Raw genomic sequence first — 24,487 nt, forward strand, 5'->3', positions numbered from 1 at the left:
GCCGCTCAGGCGGGTTGGGCGTCGACCGGCTCCACCACCGTGCCGGTGCCGTCGATCACGTAGCGCCCATCGCCCACGGGATCGAGAAAGCCCCCGTTCTCGGTCATCAGCAAGTGCCAGGTCTCGTGCCACTGGGTGGCACTGGTCTCATCGGTTTCGCTTTCCAGCCAGGCGTAGCGCGTCACCTTGTACTGGCGACCGCTGGCATCCTTGACCTGGAAAACGCGCTCGGGAATGGTCTTGTTCAGCATGGCTGGCCTCGTTCGTATTCAATGGTCATACCATTATAGGACGATGCAGCGTTCAAGAGAAGCCCGCCACGGCGTGCGGAATATAGGGCGACTCCAGCGCGGCGACCTCGTCTGGGGTGAGCTGGATCGACAGCGCGGCCAAGGCGTCTTGCAGGTGCGCCGGCCTGGAGGCGCCGATGATGGGCGCGGTGACGCCCGGGCGGCTGGCCACCCAGGCCAGCGCCACCTGTGCACGCGGCACGCCCCGCGCGGCGGCCACCGAAGCCACGGCATCGACCACGCGGCGGTCGGCTTCGCCCAGCCCTTTGTGCAGGCTCTTGCCGTACTGGTCGGTTTCGGTGCGGAAGGTCTTCTCGTCGAAGTCCCGCGTAAGACGGCCCCGCGCCAGCGGACTCCAAGGAATCACGCCCACGCCCTCTTCCTGGCACAGTCGCAGCATCTCGCGCTCCTCCTCCCGGTAGAGCAGGTTGTAGTGGTTCTGCATCGAGACGAAACGCGTCCAGCCATGCAGGTCTGCCAGGTAGAGTGCCTTGCAGAACTGGTAGGCGTACATGGACGACGCGCCGATGTAGCGCGCCTTGCCGGCCTTGACGACGTCGTGCAGCGCCTCCAGCGTTTCCTCGATCGGCGTGGTGTAGTCGAAACGGTGGATCTGGTAGAGGTCCACATGGTCGGTGCCCAGGCGTTTCAGGCTGGCGTCGATCTCGGTCATGACGGCCTTGCGCGAGAGGCCGGCCGCGTTCGCATCCTTGCGCATGGGGCCGTTGAGCTTGGTGGCGATCACCACGTCCTCGCGCCGCGAGAACTCGCGGATGGCGCGGCCCAGAAACTCTTCGCTGGTACCGTCGGAATAGATGTTGGCGGTGTCGAAGAAGTTGATGCCTGCCTCGAACGCCTGACGCAACAGCGGCCGGCTGTTCTCTTCATTCAAGGTCCATTCGTGCGAGCCGCGCCCGGGCTCGCCGTACGTCATGCAGCCCAGGCACAGCCTGGACACCTTGAGGCCGGTGCGGCCGAGTCGTACGTATTCCATGGTGCGTCTCCGTTTCAGCGGTAGGTGGTCAGCGCGTCGAGCGCTTCGATGCGTTCCCCCTCGGCCAGCAAGGGATTGACCTCCAGCGTGTCCAGCGAGTCACCCAGGGCCAGCGCGGCGTCGCCGATGCGGGCGACGATGCGCGCAAGTTCGTCGAGGTCCACGGGTGGCGCTCCCCGAAAGCCGTTCAGCAGGCGGGCGCCCCGCAGTTCATCCACCATGCGCCTGACTTCCCCGGGCGAGACCGGCAGCACGCGCAGGCTCACGTCTTGCAGCGCTTCGATCCACACACCGCCCAGGCCAAGCGCGATCACGTGGCCCCATTGTTCATCGCGCCGCACGCCCACAAAAAGCTCCACGCCGCCGCGGCGCATGGGCGAGACGATGACGCCGTGCAGTCGGGCCTGCGGCATCGCCTGGCGTGCAGAGGCCATGATGCGGCGAAAACCTTCGGCCACCGCCGCTGCGCCCTGCAGGTTGAGCAGCACGCCGCCCACCTCGGTCTTGTGCGCGATGTCGGGCGAGGCGATCTTGAGCACCACCGGGCCGTCGCCCAGGGTTGCGGCGGCAGAAACCGCCATCGCCTCGCTGTTGGCCAGCACCTGAGGCACCACGGGCACACCCGCACCAGCCAGAAAGGCCATGGCTTCGCTCTCCGAGGCGGGGAGGCTGGCCGCCGAGTCCACCCTTGCGCGAGCAGCCTCAGCCTGTGCAGCGCCCACTCGCTGCTGCGCGGACCAGCGCAACGCATGGCGCAGAGCTCTCATGCCCACATCCAGCCCGGAAGGCAGGTACGGCATGCCGGCCGTCTCGATTTCTGCACGGCTGCGATCGGAGACGTACTTCACCGTGTTGCTGATCGCCAGGAAACGCACGCGCCCCTGCGGCTTGAAGCGGCCGATGGCCTGCAACGAGCCCACGGCGAACGGAGCCCAGTCGTTGTTCAGATCGGTCGGCACATCGAACACACACACCAGCACCGCCACGGCCGGGTCCTGCTCCAGCGCCTGCATGCAATCCAGAAACAGCTCGGGCCTGTTCACCACGGCACCCGTGAGGTCCAGCGGGTTGGCCGGCGTGGCCATGGGCGGCAGCGCGGCGGCCAGCGCAGCCAGCGTGGTTGGCGCCAGGCCGGGCAGGCTCACGCCTTCGAGATGGGCGTAGTCCGCTGCAAGTTCGCCCATGCCTCCCGAAGCCGAAAGCACCGCCACGCCTTCGCCTTGAAGCACCCCGGTTTTCTCCAGCAACGCAGCGGTGAACATCAGTTCCTCGATGGAGCGCACGCGCAGCAACCCGAGCTGACGGCACACGCCGTCGAACACGCTGTCGTCGCCCACCAGGGAGCCGGTGTGCGACTGCGCCGCCTGAACGGTGATCTCGGAGCGGCCCACCTTGAGCACCACGATGGGTTTGCCCAGGCGCAGGGCGCGCTCGGCCGCGCGGCGCAGCAAGGTGGTGTCGCGCACCGTTTCCGCAAACACCGTGATCACACGCGTGGCCGGGTCGTCCACCAGGTAGTCCACCACGTCGGCCAGGCCCAGCACCGCCTCGTTGCCGGTGGCTGCCACCACGTTCAGTCCGATGCCGTGCTGGTGCGCGAAGTGTTTCATCACCGTGGCCACCGCCCCGCTTTGCGAGACGATGCTGATGCCACCCCGGAGCGGCGGGGTGCGCATCGAACCGGTCCAGCACACGCCGCCAGTGTTGAAATTGATGAAGCCCAGGCAGTTCGGCCCCAGCAGGCGAATGCCCAGCGAACGCGCCGTGGCCACCAGGTCGTCCTGCAGTGCGCGGCCCTCGACACCGGTCTCGGCGAAGCCACCCGCGAGCACCACCGCGCTCTTGATGCCCGCGACCCCCAGGTCGCGCAATGCGTCGCCCATGGCCGTGATCGGCAGCATCAGCAGCGCCACGTCCACCGGCTCACCGATCTCGGTGACGGACTTGTACGTGGCTTGGCCATGCGCCATGCCACCGGCGCGGCTGACCAGATGGACCGGGCCCTCGAAGCCCAGCAGGCGCAGGTTGTCGAACGCCATCTTTGACCAGGTAGACCGGTCCGTGGCCCCCACCAGCACCACCGAGCGTGGGTTGAACAGGGAGGACAGGTCGCTCACTTCGACGTCGCCCTTTCGATGGCCTTCACCATCTTCTCGAACGCGCGGCCTGCGCTGGGCGCGTAGTGGATCATGGCCAGGAACCCGTGGACCAGACCTTCGCCGCGCACCACCTCGGTGGGCACGCCGGCATCCTGAAGGCGCTGACCATAGGCCTCGCCTTCGTCGCGCAGCGGGTCTCGCCCGGCGGTGACGATCAAGGCTTCGGGCGATGCCGACAGGTCCTGGGCGCGCATGGGCGAGGCATCCGGATGCGAGCGTTTCGATTCGTCCGAGCAATAGTGGCCCCAGAACCACTTCATGTCGTTGCGCGTGAGCAGGTTGCCTTCGGCGAACTCGGCATAGCTGCCGGTCTGGAAATCGTGGTCGGCCACCGGGTAGGCCAGCACCTGCAGGTCCACCTTGCGCCCGGCTCCGCTGGCGTTGTGAATGCGCGAGGCCACCGTGGCGAGGTTGCCGCCGGCGCTGTCACCCATGGCGACCAGCGTCCGTGGCGCGATGCCAATCGCCTTGGCTGCGGCATCCGATGCCGCCCAGCGGATCGCGGCCAGGGCGTCGTCCACCGGCAGAGGAAACGGGTGCTCGGGCGCCAGCCGGTAGTCCACCGACAGCACGGCGCAGCCGGTGCGGTTGGCCAGCGTGGCGGTGAAAGGGTGGTAGCCGGCCACCGTGCCGATGACCCAGCCGCCACCGTGGAAATAGACAATCAGACCCTTCGGCGCCGCCGAAGGCACGTAAAGACGCACCGGCAGCGCAAAGCCCTGGGAAGAGGGAATCGTGAAACTCTCGTCGCGCTCCACAGCCGGCGGTTCACCGAACAGCAGGGCCATGAGCATGGGGCCACTGCGGGCTTCTTGCGGCGTGCTCTGCCAGAACGGTTTTCGGTTGGCCTCCTTGACCTTCTGCAACAGATCTTCGATTTCCTTGTCCATGGGCGTCTCCTGTGTCAATGGCATGACCATTATGTATCTATACCGATATTAGACGTACGTTTTGTTGTCAGGTCAACCTATTAGGTTGACAGATCAACTTGCCGGCCTCAGAATCACCAACAGCCGGCTCGTGCCGATTCACGAGTCTTCGCCCCCCACTTCCCGAGGAGAACATTCATGAACAGCCCGACCGTCCGCAAGGTGGACATGATCATTGTTGGCGCCGGTTTTGCCGGCCTGTACCAGTTGCACCGTGCCCGGGGCCTGGGCCTTTCGGTGCAATTGCTTGAAGCCGGTGATGGCGTGGGCGGCACCTGGTTCTGGAACCGGTACCCCGGTGCGCGCTGCGACGTGGAGAGCCTGGACTACTCTTACTCCTTCAGCGAGGAACTGCAGCAGGAATGGAACTGGAGCGAGCGCTACGCGCCACAGGCCGAGATCCTGCGCTACATCAACCACGTGGCCGACCGCTTCGACCTGCGCAAGGACATCCAGTTCAACACCCGCGTGGCCAGCGCCAGCTTCGACGACGCCAGCACACGCTGGACTGTGGTCACGCAGGCTGGTGAGCGCTTCGAATGCCAATACCTGATCATGGCCACCGGCTGCCTGTCGATCCCGCAGCCCCCCAAATTCAAGGGCCTCGAATCCTTCAAGGGGCAGTGGTACCACAGCGCGAACTGGCCACGCGAAGGCGTGGATTTTTCAGGCAAGCGGGTGGGCCTCATCGGCACCGGGTCCAGTGGCGTACAGATGACGCCGGTGATCGCCGAGCAGGCGGCACACCTCACCGTGTTTCAGCGCACCGCCAACTTCAGCGTGCCAGCACAGAACGAACCCCTGACCGAAGCCACGCTCGCCCACGTGAAGGCGCACTATGCCGAGCGGCGCGCACTGGGCCGCGAGGCCGTCACGGGCCAGTACCTCAGCGCGAACGACAAGAGCGCCCTGGAGGTGAACGACGAAGAACGCCTCAAGGAGTTCGAATTCCGCTGGCGCGGAGCGGGCGGTGGTTTCCGCATGCTCCGCGCTTTCAACGACCTCATGCGCAACCCCGTGGCGAACAAATACGCCGGGGATTTCGTGCGCGGCAAGATCCGCGCCACGGTGAAAGACCCTGTCAAGGCAGACATTCTCTGCCCCAGGCCCGATCTTCCGTTTGGTACCAAGCGGCTGTGCGTGGACACGAACTACTACGAAACCTTCAACCGCGACAACGTGGGCCTGGTGGACGTGAAGGCCCATCCGATCACCGAGATCACACCCACCGGCCTGCGCACCACGCAGGGCCACCACGAGCTCGACGCCATCGTATTCGCCACCGGCTTCGACGCCATGACCGGCGCACTGCTGGCGATCGACATCCGCGGCTCGGGCGGTCAGTCGCTGCGCGAAAAGTGGGCGGCGGGTCCCCGCACCTACCTGGGTGTGTCCATCGCTGGTTTCCCCAACATGTTCATCATTGCCGGGCCGGGCAGCCCTTCCGTGTTGAGCAACGTGGTGCACTCCATCGAAACGCATGTGGACTGGATCACCAACTTCCTCGAACGCAGCCGCGTCCAGGGCACGCAGCGCATCGAGGCCGACCTGGCGCACGAGGACCAATGGGTGGACCACGTCAACGAGGCTGCGAACCAGACGCTCTACCCGGTCGGCAACTCGTGGTACCTGGGTGCCAACATGCCGGGCAAGCCCCGGGTGTTCATGCCCTATGTGGCGGGCGTGCCTGCTTACCGCCGCATCATCGAAGGCGTGGCGGAAAAGAACTACGAAGGTTTCATGCAAGCCTGATCCAGCCACTACCATTCGAGGCATGAAACTAGACCTCGATCGTTACGTGCCCGGCCTGCTGCTTTGGCTGTCCAACAAGATGGCCAGCAGCGCGTCCAGCCTGTACCGCGCCCGCTTCGACATGGGCGTGGCCGACTGGCGGGTGCTCTCCTATTTCGAAATCTATCCCTGGTCCACCGCCTCCAGCGCCTGCGATCTCATGGGGCTGGACAAGGCCGCCGTCAGCCGCAGCGTGGCGCTGCTGCAGGAGCGCGGGTTCCTCAAGTCGCGCCCGCTGGGTCTGCGCAAGATCGAGTACGCCACCACGCCGGCCGGCAAGAAGCAGCACGACCGCATCATCCGCCTGGCCACGGCGCGCGAAGAAGCGCTGCTGACCGGCTTCAGCCCGGAAGAACGCACCGTGCTGATCGGCTACCTCAACCGCATGCTGGCGAATCTGGATGCGGTGCGTGACGTGGGACGCGACAGCGGGCACTGAGCCCACCATGGGCATCCGATAGCCAGCCCAGGGCAGACAGCCCTGCGCATCGCACCCCAGGCCTGGGGCGCGTTGTTCTTCGACCTCCTTCGACAGCATCAGCGGTCGCCCATCGCGACAAGCCTCTGCGCGCGCGCTCGCTTCAGCCTCATGGTTTACCCTTATTGATCTATTGGACTGACCATTTAAATAATTATTGTGTTTTATGTCAGCATAGATACCCGCCAAATCCGCCACTGCACAGGAGACTTTCATGAAATTCGGAGCATCCAAACTCTGGGCCGCCACCGCTGCCCTGCTCATCGCCGCCAGCGGCGCATCCGCCCAGACCGTGCTGCGCTACTCGAACTGGCTGCCGCCCACCCACACGCTGAAAAAGACCGTCTTCGAGCCCTGGGCGGAAGAAGTGGCCAAGGTCACGAACGGCCGGGTCAAGGTGGACATGCTTCCCAAGGTGGTGGGCTCCGTGCCGGGACAACTGGACGTGGTCCGCGATGGTCAGGCCGACGTGTCGTGGATCGTCAATGGCTACACGCCTGGGCGCTTCACCCTGTCCGAAATTGCGGAGCTGCCCTTCATGGGAGACGACGCCGAAGTGACCTCGCCGACCTTTCACCGCTTCTATGAGCGCCACCTGGCCAAGTACGGCGAGTTCAAAGGCGTACACGTGCTCAGCACGTTCCCGGTCGGCTCCGGCCACATCTTCCTGGCCAAGAAACAGTTCCGTGCCATCGGTGACCTCAAGGGCATGAAGATGCGCAACCCGCAGGGCAGCACCCTGCCGATCATGGCCGCACTGGGCGCCGTGCCCGTGCAGAAGCCGGTGACGGAGATGTACGAGCTGCTCTCCTCGGGCGTGGTTGACGGCTCTTTCCTCAACCGGGAAGCGGTGTACGGCTACAAGCTGCTTGACGCCCTGCCTCATCTGACCCTGATTCCAGGCGGCATCTACAACACCGTGCTTTCCCTGGTCATCAACGAGAAAAAGTGGAATGAGATTTCCGAGGCCGATCGACGCGCCATCATGGGCATTTCGGGCGAAGCGCTGGCCACCAGCATCGGCAAGGCCTACAACCGCATCGACGGCGAAGGCGTGGACGCGCTGCGCAAGAACGGCGGCACGATCGAAGTGGCCAGCCCGCAGCTGATGGCCGACCTGAAGAGCACCTTGCGTCCGGTGGAGCAGGCCTGGATTGATGCGGCCAAGAAGAAGGGCATGGCCGACGCCGACAAGATGCTGGAGGAATACCGCGCCATGCTGGCTGAAGCCGCGAAGAACCGCCAGGCCAGAAAATGAGCCGGGTGGTGGCCACGGCAGAGCGGGCGCTGGACACCCTCACGGGGGTCCTGCTGCTCGCCTTGATGATGCTCACCACGGTGGACGTGCTCGGGCGCAACCTGTTGCGACAGCCCGTACCGGGCGCCACCGAACTCACCGAGCTCATGCTGGCGGGCATCGTGTTTCTTGCGTTTCCCAGGCTCGCCTACCGACAGGGCCACATTGTGGTGGACCTGCTGGATTTCCTCACCGGCCCCAGGACGCGGCGCATCCAGACACGATTTGCAGCGGTGTTGAGCGCAGCGACCTTCGCCGGGCTGACGTGGCCGCTGCACCGCGCCGCGCTGAGGGTCATGGAGGATGGCGACACCACGATCCAGCTCGGCATTCCTCTGTATTACCCGCTGTGGCTCATGTCCGCCGTCTGCCTGGTCACGGGCGCGGCCTTTGTTCTCGGCATCTTTTGCAACCCTCCCACAGAAACACCCACTGCGGGTGACCCACGCACCTCATGCTGACTGCCGCCTTGGGCTTCGCTGCCGCTTTCGCCCTGATTTTCGCCAGGGTGCCCATCGCGGTGGCCCTGTTGCTGACTGGATTCGCCGGCTTCGCCACACTCAGCGGGCTGATGCCCAGTCTGAGCATGATCGCGGCCAGTGCGCGCGACAGCGTGCTCTCTTACAACCTGGCCGTCATCCCGCTGTTCGTGCTGATGGGCAACCTGGTGGCCGGCGCGGGCATTTCGCAGGATCTTTTTCGCGCTGCCCAGGTGCTGATCGGACGGCGGCGCGGCGGACTGGCCATGGCCACCATCGTGGCCAGCGGCGGCTTTGGTGCCATTTGTGGTTCCAGCGTGGCCACCGCGCTCACCATTGGCAAGGTGTCGCTGCCTTCGATGCGGAAATACGGTTACTCCGAAGGCCTGAGCGCTGCCGCCGTGGCGGCTGGCGGCACGCTGGGCATCCTGATACCACCCAGCGTCATCATGGTGGTCTACGGGGTGAGCACCGAGACACACATCGGCAAGCTCTTCATGGCCGGCATCATCCCCGGCATCATCGGTGTCCTCGGCTACATGCTGGCCGTTCGCTGGGTGGTGTGGCGCGATCCATCGGCGGCGCCCATCACCGAGAAAATCCCGAAAGAACAGCGCGACGGTCTATTCAAAGGCCTCGTGCCGGTGATCGTGTTGTTTGGTCTCGTGCTGGGCGGCATTTATGGCGGCCTGTTCACGCCCACCGAGGCATCGGGCATTGGCGCCTTCGGTGCCTTCCTGTTCGCGCTGGGCCGCCGCGTGCTCACGCGAGAGGCCATCCGTTCCATCCTGAGTGACAGCGCGCAAACCACCGCCATGATGTTCGCCATCCTGCTGGGCGCCACCGTGTTCGGCGAGTTCATCAACCTCACGGGCGTACACAAGGCCTTGCTGGACGTGGTGCAGGACGCGACGCTGCAACCTTTCACCGTCATCCTGATCATCATCGGCATCTACATTCTTCTGGGCTGCATCCTGGAGAGCCTGTCGATCATTCTGCTGACCGTGCCTCTGCTGTTCCCCGTGGTGACAGGACTGGGGTACGACCCGGTCTGGTTCGGCATCATCGTCGTGGTGGCCACTGAAATCGGACTGATCACCCCACCCATCGGCATCAATCTTTTCGTGATCCAGTCGCTGGTGCCCAACCTCAAGCTGTCCACTTTGGTCAAAGGCATTCTGCCTTTCGTCACGGCGGACATCGTGCGCATTCTGATGCTGGCGGCCGTGCCCGCGCTCTCGCTCTGGTTGCCCAATCGGATGTTCTGAGCGTCATCGCCTCAGACACATTCACGCAGACGCAGACGCAGCCGGCAAGCCCGGCTGCTCTTCACTGGCGACCAATCACCGGCTGCCGAGAATCAGGTCAGAGGCTTTCTCGCCGATCATGATGCTGGCCGCGTTGGTGTTCGCCGACACCAGCGTCGGCATGATGGACGCATCGGCCACGCGCAGCCCTTGCAGGCCCTGCACCCGCAGCTGGTCGTCGACCACGGCCATCGCATCGTTCCCCATCTTGCAGGTGCCGCAGGGGTGAAACACCGTGCGTCCCGTGGTGCGCGCAAAGGCCAGGAGTTGCTCGTCGCTGTCGGTCCAGTTGGGCTGGGCTACGCGTTCAACGTAAGGCTGCAGGGCGGGCGATTCAACAATTCGCCGGGTCATGCGAATGCCATCGACCAACGTTTTCTGGTCGAGAGGATGCGTGAGGTAACGCGGCAGGATGCGGGGCGCACGCTGGAAGTCACCCGAGGCGATGTTGACCTCGCCACGGCTCTCCGGGCGCAACTGGCACACGGTGATGGTGAACCCCGAGAAACGATCCATCTCCGCGCTTTTGCCGTTGGTGGTGAAAAGCATGAAATGGAACTGAACATCAGGGCGATCCAGCTCCGGGCGAGTTCGTGCAAAGCCGCCCGCCCTGGCCGAGCCGGTCGTCAATGGACCACCGCCCATCAGGAATTGCAGGCCCGCCTTGATCTTCCAGCCCCACTGGCGCGACTGGACGTTCCAGGTCACCGGCAACTTGCACCTGACGAGCGTATAGGCGTTGTAGTGATCCTGCAGGTTTTGCCCCACACCGGGCAGGTCGTGGACGGGCTTCACGCCATGCGCCTGCAGAAGCGCCCCCGGTCCGATGCCCGAGAGCTGCAGCAACTGCGGTGAGTTGACCGCACCGCCCGACAGGATCACCTCCCGTGCCGCACTCACCTGGTGGAGATGACCGCCCTGCAGATACTCCACGCCCTTGGCATGCCTGCCGTCCATGAGGACACGGCTGACCAGCGCCCCGGTGCGAACCACCAGATTGGAGCGATGCCGCACCGGTTTGAGGAACGCAGCGGCCGAGCTGGCGCGCCGCCCCTTTCGCGTGGTGAGCTGGTAGTAGCCGGCACCTTCCTGACTGGCGCCATTGAAGTCCGGGTTGCGGGCAATGCCGGCCTGCTCGGCGGCTAGCACAAAGGCGTCGGAGAGTTCGTCGGGGTGGGAGACGTCCGAAACCGTCAACGGACCCCCTGCGCCATGCCAGTCGTTGCCACCCCGAACCTGGTTTTCGGAGCGCTTGAAATAGGGCAACACGTCCTCGGCACCCCAACCCTGGTTGCCCAGGGCCTTCCAGTCGTCGAAGTCTTCATGCTGCCCACGAACGTAGAGCAAACCATTGATGGAACTCGATCCACCCAGCACCTTGCCTCGCACCCATGACATGGCCCGGTCGCCGGTTCCCGGTTCAGGTTCCGTGGTGTAGCTCCAACCAAGGGAAGGATTGAAGATGGTGCGGTAGAAACCAATGGGGACGTGAATCCAGGGGTTGGTGTCGGGTGGGCCTGCCTCGATCAGCAACACACGGCTGGATGGATCTGCAGACAAGCGATTGGCCAGCACACAACCAGCGCTGCCAGCACCGACGATCACGTAGTCAAAGGTTTCCTGCACGGACATGCTCCTGATGGGTCGATGCTCGATTCAGTCGGCGCGGTAGACCGACTTGACATTCATGTGGTCCAGCAGGCCCTCCAGGCCCTGAGCCACGCCCAGCCCGCTGTCCTTGATGCCTGCAAAAGGCATCTCCGGGGCGGTCACGCTGAAAGAGTTGATGCCCACCATGCCCACCTTCAGGCGGTCCTGGATGTTCCTGGCGTTCTTCAAAGAGGAAGTGAACGCGTAGCCTGCCAGTCCGAAGTCGACGTCGTTCGCCCTGGCAATCACCGCATCGAGATCGTTGAAGCGGACCATGGGTGCAATGGGACCGAACACCTCTTCGCGCATCAGGCGCGCATGGTCGGGCACGTCGGTCAACACGGTGGGCGCCCAGAAGAAACCTGCACGGGTGGGCCGATCTGGCGCACCCACGGCGATGCGCGCACCCGTCTCGACCGCGTCTTGGGTGAACACTTGCATGGCCTCGGTGCGCCGAAGGTGAGCCAGCGGTCCCATGTCGGTCCCCGTCTTGGCGCCATCGCCAACGCTGAGCTTCTGGGACATGCGCACGAACTCGGCGACGAACCGGTCGTGAACGGCGTCATGCACAAAGAAGCGCGAAGGCGCGATACAGATCTGGCCTGCGTTGCGAAACTTGCTGGCCACGCTGAGTTGCGCAGCGCGTTCCACATCGGCGTCGTCCATGACGATCACCGCCGAATGACCGCCGAGCTCGAAGGTCACCTTCTTCAGGGCCTGGCCCGCCAGGGCCGCCAGATGCCGGCCCACCGCCACCGAACCCGTGAACGACACCTTGCGGATATGGCGAGACGCGATCAGTCGCTCGGACACCATGGCGGGCACGCCGAACAGCACCTGGATGGCTTCTGCCGGCACACCGCACCGGATACAGATCCGCGCCAGGTGCAACACCGCGCTGGGCGACTCTTCGGCCGGCTTGATGACCACGGAACACCCAGCCGCCAGTGCATGAGCAATCTTTCGAGCAGCCAGTGCGAGAGGGTAGTTCCACGGTGAGAAGGCAGCCACAGGCCCGACCGGCTCCAGCTGCACCATCTGCTGCATGGCGGCGTTCCTGGAGGGAACCATGCGGCCATAGAGGCGCTTGCCCTCCTCGGCCAGCCATTCAAAGAGATCGGCCGAGCCCGCCACCTCTCCACGGGCCTCGTTCAACGTCTTGCCCTGCTCCGCCGTCAACAGGGAAGCCATCAGCTCGATGTCGGCTCTGACCTGCACCGCCACAGCCTGAAGGCAGCGGGCGCGCTCGAATGCGGACAGCGCGCTCCATTGCTGGAAGCCTTTCTGGGCCATTTCGGCGGCGGCGTCGATGTCCTCCAACCTGGCCAGCGAGAGCATTCCGATGGTCTCGCCCGTGGCGGGGTTCAACACGGGACGGGTGTCGCGGCCTCCCTGCGTCACCTCTTTTCCCGCGATCAATGAACCGATCTGATAGATGTCAGCCACGCACCTTCTCCAGTGATGATGTATATTGAAAAACCACCGAACTACTTAAATGGTTTGTCCATTTGCATTGTAGTCCAAACACCTCACTGCGGAGGCCGGAATATTTCGCCACATCGCGGCGCAGGCGATCCCCTGCTGTTGTGTAATTCGGTCTTTGGAGTTCACAAGATGAAAAAAGACGCCGCCAGTGCGCCGCCACAGGCCCGAACCAATGCCCGGTTCACCAGCGTGAAGACCCGGCGTGGCTTCGAGGAAGTGGGCGACCAGATCAGGGCCATGCTGCATACCGGTGAGTTGAAGGCTGGGGACCGACTGCCTTCGGAGCAGGACCTTGCCACCGGCTTTGGCGTGAGCCGTCCCGTCATTCGAGAGGCTTTGCGCACCCTGGAAATGGCGGGCATCCTCGAACTCAAGCTGGGTACGAAGGGCGGGGCCTACATCCGCCAGGGCAATGCAGACATGCTGGCCCGGCCCTTGCAAGACCTCATCGCGCTGGGCAGGATTTCGATTCCCAATCTGATCGACGCCCGCCGGATGATCCACAGCGTCATCCTGCAGAGTGCATGCGAGCACGGCACCGCCGCGGATTTCGCCGCCATCGAAGCGAATCTGGACCGCATGGAAGCACTGGCCAAGGCCAAGGAATGGACCCAGCGGACGGACGAAGCCGTCCTCTTCTTTCACCTCATCGCGAAAGCGACGCACAACGAAGTGATGGTGATCCTGATCGACTCCTTGCTGCAGATCCTTCGCTATGTGGTGCTGGAAAAAACGCCGGCCGGACATCGGCCCCAACTGGTGCCCTTGCGCCGAAAGATCCTGGCCAGCCTGCGCGCGCGCAACGCCGCACAGGCGATCGAGCACCTCAATGAATACCTGCAGGTCGTCCACAAGGCCACCAAGCTCAAGTGACCCTCCACAGCCATTCTCAGGACGAGTTCAACACCCCACCGTCGACCGTGATCAACTGGCCCGTCATGTACGCCGAGTCCGGTCCGCAGAGGAACTTCACCACCCCCGCGATGTCCTCAGGCGTGCCGTAGCGGCCCAGCGGAATTTCGGCCATGCGCTGGTCGCCAAAGCGGGCGATCACGTCGGTGGTCATGCGCGTCTCGATCAGGCCAGGCGCCACGGCATTCACGAGAACGTGAGGAGCGAACTCGCGAGAGAAGGTGCGCGTGAGCCCCACGATGCCGCCTTTGGCTGCGGTGTAGGCAGCGCGCCCAGGGGCTCCACGCTGAAAGGCGCGGGAACTGCACAGCACGATGCGGCCCGCTGCGGGCGGCACATGCTGCGCCCGAAACGCGATGGCCATGTCGTATGCGTTGGTGAGGTTGCTGGCAATGGCCCGCTCCCACACACGGCGGTCGTCACTGTCCAGCGGGTCAGGCTCGAAGACGCCGGCCATGTGAATCAGCGCATGCACGGCGTGGCCGCAAGAGGCAAAGGCTTCCCGACATTCGGCTGGCGATGCCAGCGCCGACGCGTGCGCCGACACGCGGCCCAGAGACTGCAACTCTTCTTGCGCCTTCGCGAGACGATCGTGGTCGATGTCCACCAGGTGAACATGGGCACCCTGCTGCAGAAAGGCGCGCGCGGTGGCCCGGCCGATGTCTCCGGCGCCCCCGGTGACAAGCATGCAGCGACCTTCGAACATTTTCATGTGAGCGCCTGACCGCCATCCAGGAACACCGGGGATCCGGCACCGAAGGCGCGGCAGGGGGTCATTTCGGCCCCACCCGCTTTTCGGCCACCGTGCCCAGCTTGGCCGGCGGCGCGCCAAACGAAGCCCAACCGCCATCCACCGGCAGCGTGACCCCGGTGATGAAGCTGGCGCGGTCTGACGCGAGAAACGCGATGGCTTCTGCGATCTCCTCCGGACGCGCCGTGCGGCCCATGGGTGTGCAACTCTCGAGGTCCGCCAGATTGAGGGCGCCCTTGGCGGCCAGGTCCTTCACGAGATCGGTCAGAACGTACCCTGGCGCCACCGCGTTGACGCGGATGCCGTCGCGCGCCCACTCACCGGCCATCGCTGCGGTCATGGTCGAGATGCCCGCCTTGGCCGCACCATAGGCGTTGCGCCCCGGGTGGCCCTGCAGGCCGGCGATGGAACTGATGTTGACAATGGCGCCCGACTGCTGCTGCACGAAGATGCGACCGGCCTCGCGGCTGGCCAGAAAAGTGCCGCGCAGGTGAACCGCCAGGATGCGATCGAAGGCATCCACGGTCTGCTCCAGCGTCATCACCGTTTGCTCGCCGATGCCCGCGTTGTTGACCAGCACGTCGATGCGGCCGAACCGCTGTTGAACCTGCTGCATGAGCGCCACCACGGCAGCTTCGGCCGTGACGTCGCAACCCAGGCCCAGATGGCCTGCGCCCAGTTCGGCGGCGCGTTGCTCGGCCGCCTCCGGACGCACGTCAGCGATCACCACATGCGCGAAATCCTGCGCCAGCCGCTGCGCGGTGGCCCAGCCGATGCCATCGCCCGCACCGGTGACAACGGCCACGCGCGCGGGTGAATCTGAAGAAGTCTTTTGTCCAGCCAAGGGGGTCTCCTGAAGGGCACTGTCCATGTGTTCGCAGCGAAGTCTGGTGAGGGGTTTTACTCACTCGATCGCCCTGCGGCAGCGCTATTATGCATCGCTCATTTCATTGGTCAGTCCTATAGCCATTTAGACCAATCCTTGTCCACGACATCCACCGGAGATACCCATGCTGCCTCGCCGCACACTGCTCGCTTCCCTTGTTTTCTCCCTGCTGGGCTCCACTGCCCTGGCCCAGGACAACTGGCCCAGCAAGCCGATCAAATTCATCGTGCCGGCCGCCGCCGGCGGCACCAACGACGTGCTCGGCCGTCACCTGCAGGAGCCACTGTCCAAGCTGCTGGGCCAGCCGGTGATCATGGAATACAAGGCCGGCGCGGGGGGTGCCATCGCTTCACAGTACGTGGCCACGCAACCGGCCGACGGCTACACCTTCCTGCTGCACGGCAGTGGTCTGGTTACCGTGCCACTGGTGCAGCGCAAGCCGCTGTACGACGCGATGAAAGATTTTGTGCCGGTCTCGTTGATCGGCACCTCGCCGATGGTGCTGATGACGCACCCATCGACACCAGCCACGCTCAAGGACTTCGTGGACTACGCGCGCGCCAACCCGGGCAAGCTCGAATGGGGCGCATCGGCACTGGGCGGCGTAGGCCAGCTCGCCATGGAAGCGTTTCACGAGGCCGCCGGCATCAAGAACATGGTGATGGTGCCGTTCCCCGGCGCAGGCCCGTCGGCGCAGGCGCTGCTGGCCGGGCAGACCAAGTACATGTTGTCCACGCCTTCATCGGCCACGCGCGGCCTCGTGGCCGAAGGCAAGATGCGCGTGCTCGGCGTCTCCACGGCCAGGCGCAGCCCGCTGCTGCCCGACGTGCCCAGCATTGGCGAGGTTGTGCCCGGCTACGACACCGAGACCTGGTTCGGCCTCGTCGCCCGCACCGGCACGCCGCAGCCCGTCATCACGCGCCTGGCCAATGCCATCGCACAAGTGGTGGCCATGCCCGAAATCCAGGAAAAGATCCGTGGTGTGAACGTGGTGCCGCAGAGCGGCACCCAGGCGCTGGGCGACATCATCCGCAAGGACAACGTGCAGTGGGCCAAGGTGGTGAAGGCGAACAACATCACGATGGATTGATTGGGCTCACCCCCCGCAAGGGGGCAAGACCTGCGGCCTGGCGGCGCCAGTTCCGCAGGCGTCACGATGGCGCGGCTGGCGCACTTACAGCGGCTCTTCTCTCAGCAGCCCCAGCTTCTCCTGCACAGCGCGGTCGGAGTAGGTGAAGAGCACGGCGTCTTCGCTCGCGGTGTGGGTCACCTGGTGCCAGCTCGGCACGACGAACACGTCGTGCGGCTCCCACTGCATGGTCTTGCCTTCCACCGTGGTGCTGCCACGGCCTTCGACCACGGTGAAGACGGTGCTGTCGGTGCTGCGATAAGGCCGGGTCGTGAAGCCCCTGGGCAGCAGCTGCATGCTGGTGGCCATGGTGGGCATCGCCCAGTCGCCGTTGACGGGGTTGACGTAGCGCATCTTGTGCCCGTGCCAGGCGTTGATCTCTCGAAAGCGGGCCAGGCGGTCCAGCGCTTCGCGGGTGCGCGCGTAGGGGTAATTGAAGATCGGCGAGGTGAGCGTCTTGCCGAAGTCATGGTCCACCGGCAGCATGTTGGTGCCCGCCTCGGCCATGGCTGCGCCCTCGGGGCGGTCCAGCGGCTGCACCTTGCCCGGATAGCCCTCGCGAAAGCTCGCGCCAAGCAGGTTGACGATGTGCATGTCCAGCCCGTCCAGCCACACCATGGGGCCATCGCTCTCGTTGCCATGGTCATGCCAGGCCATCGAAGGCGTGATGACGAAATCGCCCGGCTCCATCATGGTTTTTTCACCCGCGACGGCGGTGTAGGCGTTGCGGCCTTCGACGATGAACCGCAGGGCCGAGGCCACGTGGCGGTGTGCGGGTGCAATCTCGCCCGGCAGCACGATCTGGAAGCCGCCGAACAGGCTCTGCGTGATGCGCGACTGCCCAGGCAGGCCCGGGTTCTCGAACACCAGCACGCGGCGCTCGGCTTCTTCGGTGGAGATCTGCTCGCACGCCTCCATCAGGAAGGGCCGAACGTCGCGGTAATGCCAGATCGCCGGCACACAGCGTGGCACGGGCTTCTCGGTGACCAGACCATGCAGCACGCGCCACAGCGGCGCGAGCTGGTGTTCAGCGGCGCGGGCGTAGAAATCGCTGCGGCCGGCTTCTGCCGCCAGGTCCACGGTGGGCACCACACCGGAGTGGTCGCGCAGGTCGGGCAGGTGCGCGGGATGTTTCGTCATGGCAGGTCTCCTGGGTTGCGCAGGCGGGCTGCGGACGGCCTCAGGCCTCCACCGCCTGCCGAACGGGCGCATCCGCAGGCGGAATTGCCTGGGCCGCCATCGCTTCTGCCGCGAGAAAGCCGAAGGTCATTGCCGGGCCCAGCGTGATGCCGCCGCCCGGATAACCACCGCCCATCACGCTGGCATTGTCGTTGCCTGCGGCAAACAGGCCAGCAATGGGTTGCCCCTGTGCATCCAGGACGCGCGCCTGGGCGTCGGTCCGGATGCCGGCAAACGTGCCCAGATCGCCCATGACGATGCGCACCGCGTAATACGGACCTTGCGCGACCGGCGCCACGCACGGGTTGGGCTGATGGGTCTTGTCGCCGAGGAAACGGTTGTAGACGCGCCAGCCGCGGCGGAACTGCAGGTCCCTCCCGTCCACCGCGCCCTGGTTGTATTCATCCACGGTCTTCTGCAATTGCTCGCCGTCGATGCCCGCCTGGGCCGCCAGCTCCTTCAGCGTGGTCCCGCGCAGCAGATAGCCCGAGCGCAGGTGGCCTCCCAGTGGCAGCGGGAACGGCTTGGCAAAGCCAAGGCCGTAGCGGCGGATGGTGCGGTGGTCGGCGATCAGCCAGGCGCAAACCTCGGCCTGTTCGGCGCAGGACTTCTGCATCGCCATGCCCACGTCGTGGTACGAGTCCGACTCGTTGGCGAAGCGCTGGCCACGGCGGTTGACGGCGATGATGCCCGGCTTGTAGCGGTCGATCAGGTGCGGGAACACGCCGGTATCGCCATTGGAACGCTGCACGCGAGACACCGGAATCCAGGCCGCGGCATTGGGCAGGTCGGTGGCCACCTGGGCACCGACAGCCTCGGCCATGCGCAGACCGTCGCCGGTGTTGCCGGGTGGCGCAGGTGAGAGGTGCTCCTGGCCGGTGGGTGCGTGGGGAAAGAGCTGTTTGCGGCGCTCCATGTCTTGCGGGAACCCACCGGCCGCCAGCACCACGCCTCGGCGGGCACCCACGCGCACGGTGCTGCCATCCTTGCGACCGACCACCACGCCCGTGACGCGGTCACCTTCGCGGACGAGCGATTTCGCGGGCGACTCCAGCCACATCGGTATGTTCAGGTCGAAGGCCGACTTCGCCAGACGCGCGGCCAGTGCGTTGCCATTGGTCAGGCGCATGGCGCGTCCGTGGAACAACATTTCAAATGCGTGCGTCAAGAGGCGCCGGGCCACATACATCGCCGAGGTCAGAGAGCGCGTGACATTGAAGAAATGACCCACCTCGGCGCTGGAGTTGAACATCATCCCGACAAAGGTGATCTCCTTGAGCGGCGGGCGCAACGACTTGATGCGATCTCCCAGCTCGCGCCCGTCCATCGGCGCAGCCATGATGGAACGTCCCGCCGTGCGACCACCCGGGCTCTCGGCGTGATAGTCGGGGTACTCTGGCAGGGGGATGAGCTGCACCTCGGTCTGCCTGACGAAAAAGTCCACCATGCGCGGGCCGTGTTTCAGGAAAGCCTCCACGCGCTCTTCGTCGTAGAACTCGCCGCATTCGTAACGCATGTAGGTGCGCGCATCGTCCATCGAATCCGGCTCGGGCCGGGCGGTCGATATCGGGTTGTTGGGCACCCACAGCACTCCGCCTGAACGCGCGGTGGTGCCGCCATAGAGCGCTTCCTTCTCCAGCAGCAGCACATCCAGGCCGAGCTTGCGCGCGGCCACCGCGGCCGCCATGCCACCCGCGCCGGTGCCGATCACCACCACATCGACCATCTGGTCAAAACCCTGTTCGTTCGCGTTCATGATGAGATGCCCCTTGATTCAATTCTTCTTCACGCCAACGGCCTTCAGCGGACCCTGCGCGTACATGCGCATGGGCGTAGGCAGGCCACCCGAGGTGTAGCCCTGCGCGATCTGCATGCGGAAGAACGAAGCCACCAGGCTCGTCACGGGCATGGCGCTGCAGGTGATGCGGCCCATGTCCATGATGATGTCAATGTCCTTCATTGCGGTCAGGGTGTTTCCCTTGTAGGTGCCCGCCACCATCTGCTGGCCATAGTTGCGCAGCACGTTGGAATCGGCAAAGCCGCCCGCCACGGCCTCGGGTATGAGCGCGGGGTCGATACCGAAGCGGGCAGCAAAATTCAGGGTCTCTGCCACCACGGCGCCAGTGCCGTAGTTGAGCATCTGGTTGCACGCCTTGGTGGCCATGCCACATCCCACCGGGCCCATGTGGGTGATGCGCCCACCAAAGGCACTGAGCACCGGACGCACGCGCTCCACCACGGCCGCATCACCACCGGCCATCACGGCCAGTGTGCCCAGGCGTGCGCCGGCCGGGCCGCCCGACACCGGCGCATCCACCCACGCCATGCCACGCTCGGCTGCCAGGCGCGCAGCCATTTGCTGTGTATGGACCGGGTGAATGGTGGAGAGATCCACCACCACCTGACCGGCCCGACCCGCCTCGGCCAGGCCACCTGGGCCGAACACCACGTGTTCCACTGCTTCGCCGTTGCTCACACAGAAAAGGATCACGTCGCAGACTGCGGCCAGTTCACCCAGGCTCCGTGCCACCGCCGCACCCTTTTCAGCGAAGGGCTGCGCCTTGTCCGGCGTCCGGTTGAAGACCGTGAGCGGATGCCCCGCATCCAGGATGCGCATGGCCATCGGCGCACCAATGTCGCCCAGGCCGATGAAGCCGATGCGGTCCGCGCTCACTGGATCACCCGAGCGTCAATCAGCACGGTGCTCACGCGTGCGTTGAGTTCCGCGCCATCGTCTCGCAGTGGCAGGCGCGCGTCAGATGCGTAGCTCTCCACCATGGCGGCTTCATCCGCGTAACAGACTTCGGCGATGCCATCAATGGGCAGCTCCTCGTAGGGCACCGGCTTGCCCTGCGCGTCGTAGCGCGCACTCACCAGGTTCTGCACATAGCCATCCAGCCGAGGCAGGTGCCGCACCAGATTGGCATGCCGCACGAACCAGGCCTCCCGGAAGGCCTGCGGCGTGGCGGCCTTGCGCGTGAGCAGCAACCAGCGCCGAAATCCCCCGTGCACGGACCTGGCACGCAGGGGCACCGGGATATTGGCCTCGCTGTCCAGCGAGAACAGTGGTCGAGCCACCGGAGAAATGGCCAGCAGGAAATTTCGCCAGGCGGGGCTGGCCACCACCTGGGCGCCAGCGCCCGCATGGGCCACGTGCAGGTCCAGGACGACACCGATGTCATCGGCTTCTGCGACCACGCCGCCGTAAGACCGGTCGTTGGCGATGTAGTCGGTGGGCACATGGCGCACCACTTTGCCCAACCCGATCTGCCGAACATCGGCCAGGCCAAGCAGATGTTCTCGCACCGCCCGCTCGACGGCCTCGACGACTTCGGGGACGGGACGGAGGGCGGCCAGGCAAACGGTCTTCATGCTCATCGTGTCTCTCTCAAAGGGTGATGTGTCGTGGCAATTCGCGATTATAGGTCTGACCATTCACCGTACAAAGTACCAAAATGGCGCTCATGTGGCTATATGTCCTACCAAACAACACGACTCATAGAAATATTCAATATGGCGCCTTCTCTCAAGCTGAAGATATCCATAAAGTCGTTACAAATCAACGTCATATTCAAATACCATTGAGCCAAGAGGTTGGATTATTCAACAGACAACCTTGGTCTTACCTAAGCTCCAAACAGGGTAAACCCGAGGTTGAATTCGATGGTACGACCGTATTCTCTGGTCCCGGGCGATCGACTTGAACCCGAAGAACAGCACGGAGACCCCATTGCGAAAGCCAGAAAACCTCGCCCCCGAAAAACACGACGTCGCGCATGCGGCCGGGCCAGTCCCGCACCCATCTGGCGGCCCGATCGACCTGGCGTTCAAAGGCATTGACGCCCTGCTGGCCCTGATGCTCCTGACGATGGTCGCCATGGTGCTCAGCAACGTGGTGCTTCGCTACGGCTTCAGCACGGGCATTGCTTCGTCCGAAGAACTCTCGCGCACGCTGTTCATCTGGCTGACCTTCATCGGGGCGGTGGTGGCCACTCGCGAAGGCACTCACCTGGGCGTGGACAGCCTGTTGCGGCGACTGCCCCGCAAGGGCCAGCTGGCGATGGTGTTCGTGAGCGAATCCATCGTGCTGGCCTGCTGCGTGCTGCTGTTTCGCGGCACCTGGTCGCAGCATGAGGTGAACGCCACCTCCGTCTCGCTGATCACTTCCATGCCCCTGATCTGGATCTATGGCGTGGCCTACCTCACCAGCGTGGGCATTGGCCTGCTGGTGCTGGCCAAGCTCTGGCGCATCGTCACAGGCACCGCCTCCGACAAAGACATCTTTGGCGCGGCTGCCGATCACCTCCCTGTGCAGGCCCGCTCAGGAGACGGCCCATGACCGTCGCCATCTTCCTGTTTTCGCTGCTCGGCGCCATGGCGCTGGGCATGCCCATCGCCTTTGCGCTGCTGGTGTGCGCACTGGCCCTCATGGTGGCGCAGGGTTCGGTCGACATGACCATCCTGTCGCAAAAACTCATCGAGGGCGCGGACAGCTTCCCTTTGCTGGCCATTCCTTTTTTCATTCTCGCGGGCGAGCTCATGAACGCGGGCGGCATGTCCAAGCGCATCGTGGCATTCGCCATGGCATGCGTGGGTCACGTCCGCGGGGGGCTGGGCATTGTCGCGGTCATGGCCGCGGTGCTCATGGCCGCCATTTCGGGTTCTGCAGCGGCCGACGCAGCGGCCCTGGGCACCTTGCTAATACCGATGATGCGGGCCGCCAACTACGACGTGCCGCGCTCGGCCGGCCTGATCGCGGCCGGCAGCATCATTGCGCCCGTGATGCCCCCTTCGGTGGCTCTGATCGTCTTCGGCGTCATCGCCAACGTGTCGATCGGAAAACTGTTCATCGCCAGCATCGTGCCCGGCCTGATGATGGGCCTGGCGCTGCTCATCGCCTGGCTGTGGGTGGCGCGCCGCGACAAAGTTGCGGTCATGCCCCGCAAGAGCCTGCGCGAAACCCTGCTGGCCACTCGCAACGCCCTGTGGGCGCTGTTCATGCCCTTCGGCATCGTGGGCGGCATGAAGTTCGGCATCTTCACGCCCACCGAAGCCGCGGTGGCCGCCTGCGCCTATGCGTTCATCGTCGGCACCTGCTTCTACCGTGAACTCAAGCTGCGCCACCTCTACCCGCTGCTGGTCACAGCGGCCAAGACCACGTCGGTGGTGGTGTTCCTGATTGCCTCTGCGCTGGTGTCGGCCTGGCTGATCACCACGTCCAGCGTGCCGCAGCAAATCGCCGAGATGCTCGAACCTTTCCTGGACGATCCGCGCCTGCTGATGTTCATGATGATGGTGCTGGTCATCGTGGTGGGCACGGCGCTCGATTTCGCACCCACCCTGCTGATCCTCACGCCGGTGCTCATGCCCATCGTGAAGCACGCGGGCATCGACCCGGTGTACTTCGGCGTGCTGTTCATCATGAACAACGCCATCGGCCTGATCACGCCGCCAGTGGGCATCGTGCTCAACGTGCTCAGCGGCGTGGCCAAGATCAGCATGGGCGCCATCGTCAAGGGCGTCTGGCCTTTCCTCTTCGCGCAGACACTGGTCCTGTTGCTGCTCATCATCTTCCCCGAGCTGGTCCTGGTCCCGCTCAAGTGGATGTTCTGACACGGTGCCGAAGACCCATGAATTCCGTGTACCGCCGCGACCCGGATGGCAACCTCATCGAGGTGTCCAGCTATGGCTGAAGCGGCCGCCTTGCAACCCCCACAACAGGAGACACACATGCTGAACTTCCTTTCACTGACAGTCCGTACTGCGGTTTCCGCCGCCGTGGCCATCGCCACCTTCAGCGCCGCGCATGCCCAGACCACGTTCCCCGAACGCAACGTGCGCGCCTCGCTCACCCTGGGCAAAGAACACCCCCTGGGCATCGGGCTGACCAAGGTGGTGCAATGTGCCGCACAACGCACCGGCGGCAAGTTCAAGATTCAGCCGTTCTTCGACGCCGCCCTGGCCTCGGGTGACGGCCCAGCGCTACAGCAGACGCGCTCGGGAACGATCGACATGGTCGTCGGGGCGACCGCCTCGGTGACCGCGATCCTGCCGGCCGCAGGCGTGTTCGACCTGCCCTTCATGTTCAACAACGAAAAGGAAGCCGACCAGCTGCTGGACGGGCCGGTGGGCGAACTGCTGGCCAGCAAGTTGCCTTCGGTGGGGCTGGTGAGCCTGGGGTACTGGGAGTACGGCTTTCGCCAGACCACCAACTCCAGGCACGCCATTCACAAGATGGAGGATCTGCAAAACCTGAAGATGAGGGTGATGCCCAACCCGGTGATCATCGACGCCTTCAAGAACATGGGCGGCTTTGCCATGACGCTGCCCATGCCGGAGCTCTACACCGCGCTCGAAACGAAGACGGTGGATGGGCAGGAGAACCCCTTCAGCACCATCGAGCAGCAGAAGTTCTTCGAGGTGCAGAAGTACCTGAGCCTGACCAAGCACATGTACAACCCGGTGATGGTCTATTACTCCAAGAAGAACTTCGACCAGCTCACGCCACCCGAGCAGGCCATGCTGAAGGACTGTGTTCGCGAAGGCCGCGATGAGCAGCGCCGCGTGAACCGGCAACAGAACGAACAGAGCCTGGCACGACTGAAAGAACGCGGCATGGTCGTCAACGAAGTCAGCCCGACCGAGATTCAGCGCATGCGCGAACGCTCCATGGCGCTTTGGGAGCGTCAGGCATCCGTCATCGGGCCGGAAATGATGAACGCCGTGACCGCCGAACTCAAACGCATTCGCGCCAACTGACCAACCGAAAGG

At 64.5% G+C, this 24,487-nt stretch carries 22 protein-coding genes; 10 read left to right on the top strand and 12 right to left on the bottom strand.

The features are described 5' to 3' along the window. Positions 1-5: 5 nt before the first annotated feature. The 4 genes from AB7F11_RS00385 to AB7F11_RS00400 are packed head-to-tail and all read right to left on the bottom strand — an operon-like array spanning position 6 to position 4,333. Entirely contained in the window at positions 6-251 is a 246-nt protein-coding gene (locus AB7F11_RS00385; protein ID WP_428288621.1) for a hypothetical protein, read from the bottom strand. Positions 252-303: 52 nt separating this feature from the next. After that, positions 304-1,284: an aldo/keto reductase gene (locus tag AB7F11_RS00390; RefSeq protein ID WP_428288622.1), complete on the bottom strand. Its 981-nt coding sequence runs from the start codon at positions 1,282-1,284 to the stop codon at positions 304-306. A 14-nt stretch (positions 1,285-1,298) separates the two neighbouring features. Then, complete coding sequence (locus AB7F11_RS00395; RefSeq protein ID WP_428288623.1) at positions 1,299-3,401, bottom strand: acetate--CoA ligase family protein; 2,103 nt, start codon at positions 3,399-3,401, stop codon at positions 1,299-1,301. Then, positions 3,398-4,333 carry an alpha/beta hydrolase fold domain-containing protein gene (locus AB7F11_RS00400; RefSeq protein ID WP_428288624.1) on the bottom strand — a complete coding sequence of 312 codons (936 nt, stop codon included), beginning with the start codon at positions 4,331-4,333 and terminating at the stop codon, positions 3,398-3,400. Before AB7F11_RS00400 ends, AB7F11_RS00395 begins: the two co-directional genes overlap by 4 nt. 177 nt (positions 4,334-4,510) lie before the next feature. Here AB7F11_RS00400 and AB7F11_RS00405 point away from each other — a divergent pair, with 177 nt between their 5' ends. From AB7F11_RS00405 to AB7F11_RS00425, 5 genes are all read left to right on the top strand, one after another. Then, positions 4,511-6,124, top strand: coding sequence for a flavin-containing monooxygenase (locus AB7F11_RS00405; protein WP_428288625.1), 1,614 nt, complete (start codon positions 4,511-4,513; stop codon positions 6,122-6,124). 22 nt (positions 6,125-6,146) lie between these two features. Then, a complete protein-coding gene (locus tag AB7F11_RS00410; RefSeq protein ID WP_428288626.1) occupies positions 6,147-6,602 on the top strand; it encodes a MarR family winged helix-turn-helix transcriptional regulator in 456 nt (151 codons plus the stop codon). A 253-nt stretch (positions 6,603-6,855) separates the two neighbouring features. Then, the gene (locus AB7F11_RS00415; RefSeq protein WP_428288627.1) at positions 6,856-7,899 is read left to right on the top strand and encodes a TRAP transporter substrate-binding protein; all 1,044 of its coding nucleotides are present in this window, start codon (positions 6,856-6,858) and stop codon (positions 7,897-7,899) included. After that, positions 7,896-8,399 carry a TRAP transporter small permease gene (locus tag AB7F11_RS00420; protein ID WP_428288628.1) on the top strand — a complete coding sequence of 168 codons (504 nt, stop codon included), beginning with the start codon at positions 7,896-7,898 and terminating at the stop codon, positions 8,397-8,399. The genes AB7F11_RS00415 and AB7F11_RS00420 overlap by 4 nt, the downstream gene beginning before the upstream one ends. After that, complete coding sequence (locus AB7F11_RS00425) at positions 8,393-9,685, top strand: TRAP transporter large permease (RefSeq protein WP_428288629.1); 1,293 nt, start codon at positions 8,393-8,395, stop codon at positions 9,683-9,685. The genes AB7F11_RS00420 and AB7F11_RS00425 overlap by 7 nt, the downstream gene beginning before the upstream one ends. A gap of 75 nt (positions 9,686-9,760) precedes the next feature. On the opposite strand, the gene AB7F11_RS00430 is transcribed toward AB7F11_RS00425, so the two are convergent. Next, positions 9,761-11,356, bottom strand: coding sequence for a GMC family oxidoreductase (locus AB7F11_RS00430; protein ID WP_428288630.1), 1,596 nt, complete (start codon positions 11,354-11,356; stop codon positions 9,761-9,763). Between the two features lie 24 nt (positions 11,357-11,380). Beyond that, a complete protein-coding gene (locus tag AB7F11_RS00435) occupies positions 11,381-12,820 on the bottom strand; it encodes an NAD-dependent succinate-semialdehyde dehydrogenase (RefSeq protein WP_428288631.1) in 1,440 nt (479 codons plus the stop codon). Between the two features lie 18 nt (positions 12,821-12,838). Between AB7F11_RS00435 and AB7F11_RS00440 the strand changes: the two genes are divergently transcribed. After that, on the top strand, positions 12,839-13,732 hold the full coding sequence (locus AB7F11_RS00440) for a FadR/GntR family transcriptional regulator (RefSeq protein WP_428300715.1): 894 nt from the start codon (positions 12,839-12,841) through the stop codon (positions 13,730-13,732). A 16-nt stretch (positions 13,733-13,748) separates the two neighbouring features. Here the strand turns inward: AB7F11_RS00440 and AB7F11_RS00445 are convergent, their stop codons facing one another. After that, on the bottom strand, positions 13,749-14,483 hold the full coding sequence (locus AB7F11_RS00445) for an SDR family NAD(P)-dependent oxidoreductase (RefSeq protein ID WP_428288633.1): 735 nt from the start codon (positions 14,481-14,483) through the stop codon (positions 13,749-13,751). Positions 14,484-14,544: 61 nt separating this feature from the next. Next, a complete protein-coding gene (locus AB7F11_RS00450; protein ID WP_428288634.1) occupies positions 14,545-15,366 on the bottom strand; it encodes an SDR family NAD(P)-dependent oxidoreductase in 822 nt (273 codons plus the stop codon). A gap of 166 nt (positions 15,367-15,532) precedes the next feature. Between AB7F11_RS00450 and AB7F11_RS00455 the strand changes: the two genes are divergently transcribed. After that, a complete protein-coding gene (locus tag AB7F11_RS00455) occupies positions 15,533-16,498 on the top strand; it encodes a Bug family tripartite tricarboxylate transporter substrate binding protein (protein WP_428288635.1) in 966 nt (321 codons plus the stop codon). Positions 16,499-16,582: 84 nt separating this feature from the next. On the opposite strand, the gene gtdA is transcribed toward AB7F11_RS00455, so the two are convergent. The 4 genes from gtdA to AB7F11_RS00475 are packed head-to-tail and all read right to left on the bottom strand — an operon-like array spanning position 16,583 to position 21,094. Beyond that, positions 16,583-17,677 (bottom strand): gentisate 1,2-dioxygenase, encoded by a 1,095-nt coding sequence (gtdA, locus tag AB7F11_RS00460; RefSeq protein WP_428288636.1) that lies wholly within the window; start codon positions 17,675-17,677, stop codon positions 16,583-16,585. A 40-nt stretch (positions 17,678-17,717) separates the two neighbouring features. Next, positions 17,718-19,472, bottom strand: coding sequence for an FAD-dependent oxidoreductase (locus tag AB7F11_RS00465; protein WP_428288637.1), 1,755 nt, complete (start codon positions 19,470-19,472; stop codon positions 17,718-17,720). 18 nt (positions 19,473-19,490) lie between these two features. Beyond that, a complete protein-coding gene (locus AB7F11_RS00470) occupies positions 19,491-20,390 on the bottom strand; it encodes an NAD(P)-dependent oxidoreductase (protein ID WP_428288638.1) in 900 nt (299 codons plus the stop codon). Further along, complete coding sequence (locus AB7F11_RS00475) at positions 20,387-21,094, bottom strand: EthD domain-containing protein (RefSeq protein WP_428288639.1); 708 nt, start codon at positions 21,092-21,094, stop codon at positions 20,387-20,389. The genes AB7F11_RS00470 and AB7F11_RS00475 overlap by 4 nt, the downstream gene beginning before the upstream one ends. Positions 21,095-21,446: 352 nt before the next feature. Between AB7F11_RS00475 and AB7F11_RS00480 the strand changes: the two genes are divergently transcribed. The 3 genes from AB7F11_RS00480 (at position 21,447) to AB7F11_RS00490 (ending at position 24,475) form a co-directional block, all read left to right on the top strand. Further along, a complete protein-coding gene (locus AB7F11_RS00480; protein ID WP_428288640.1) occupies positions 21,447-22,055 on the top strand; it encodes a TRAP transporter small permease in 609 nt (202 codons plus the stop codon). Further along, positions 22,052-23,329 (top strand): TRAP transporter large permease, encoded by a 1,278-nt coding sequence (locus tag AB7F11_RS00485; RefSeq protein ID WP_428299810.1) that lies wholly within the window; start codon positions 22,052-22,054, stop codon positions 23,327-23,329. Before AB7F11_RS00480 ends, AB7F11_RS00485 begins: the two co-directional genes overlap by 4 nt. A 117-nt stretch (positions 23,330-23,446) precedes the next feature. Continuing rightward, the gene (locus tag AB7F11_RS00490; protein WP_428288642.1) at positions 23,447-24,475 is read left to right on the top strand and encodes a DctP family TRAP transporter solute-binding subunit; all 1,029 of its coding nucleotides are present in this window, start codon (positions 23,447-23,449) and stop codon (positions 24,473-24,475) included. Positions 24,476-24,487 lie beyond the last annotated feature (12 nt).

This window comes from Hydrogenophaga sp., from assembly GCF_050250835.1.
GTDB lineage: Bacteria > Pseudomonadota > Gammaproteobacteria > Burkholderiales > Burkholderiaceae_C > Hydrogenophaga.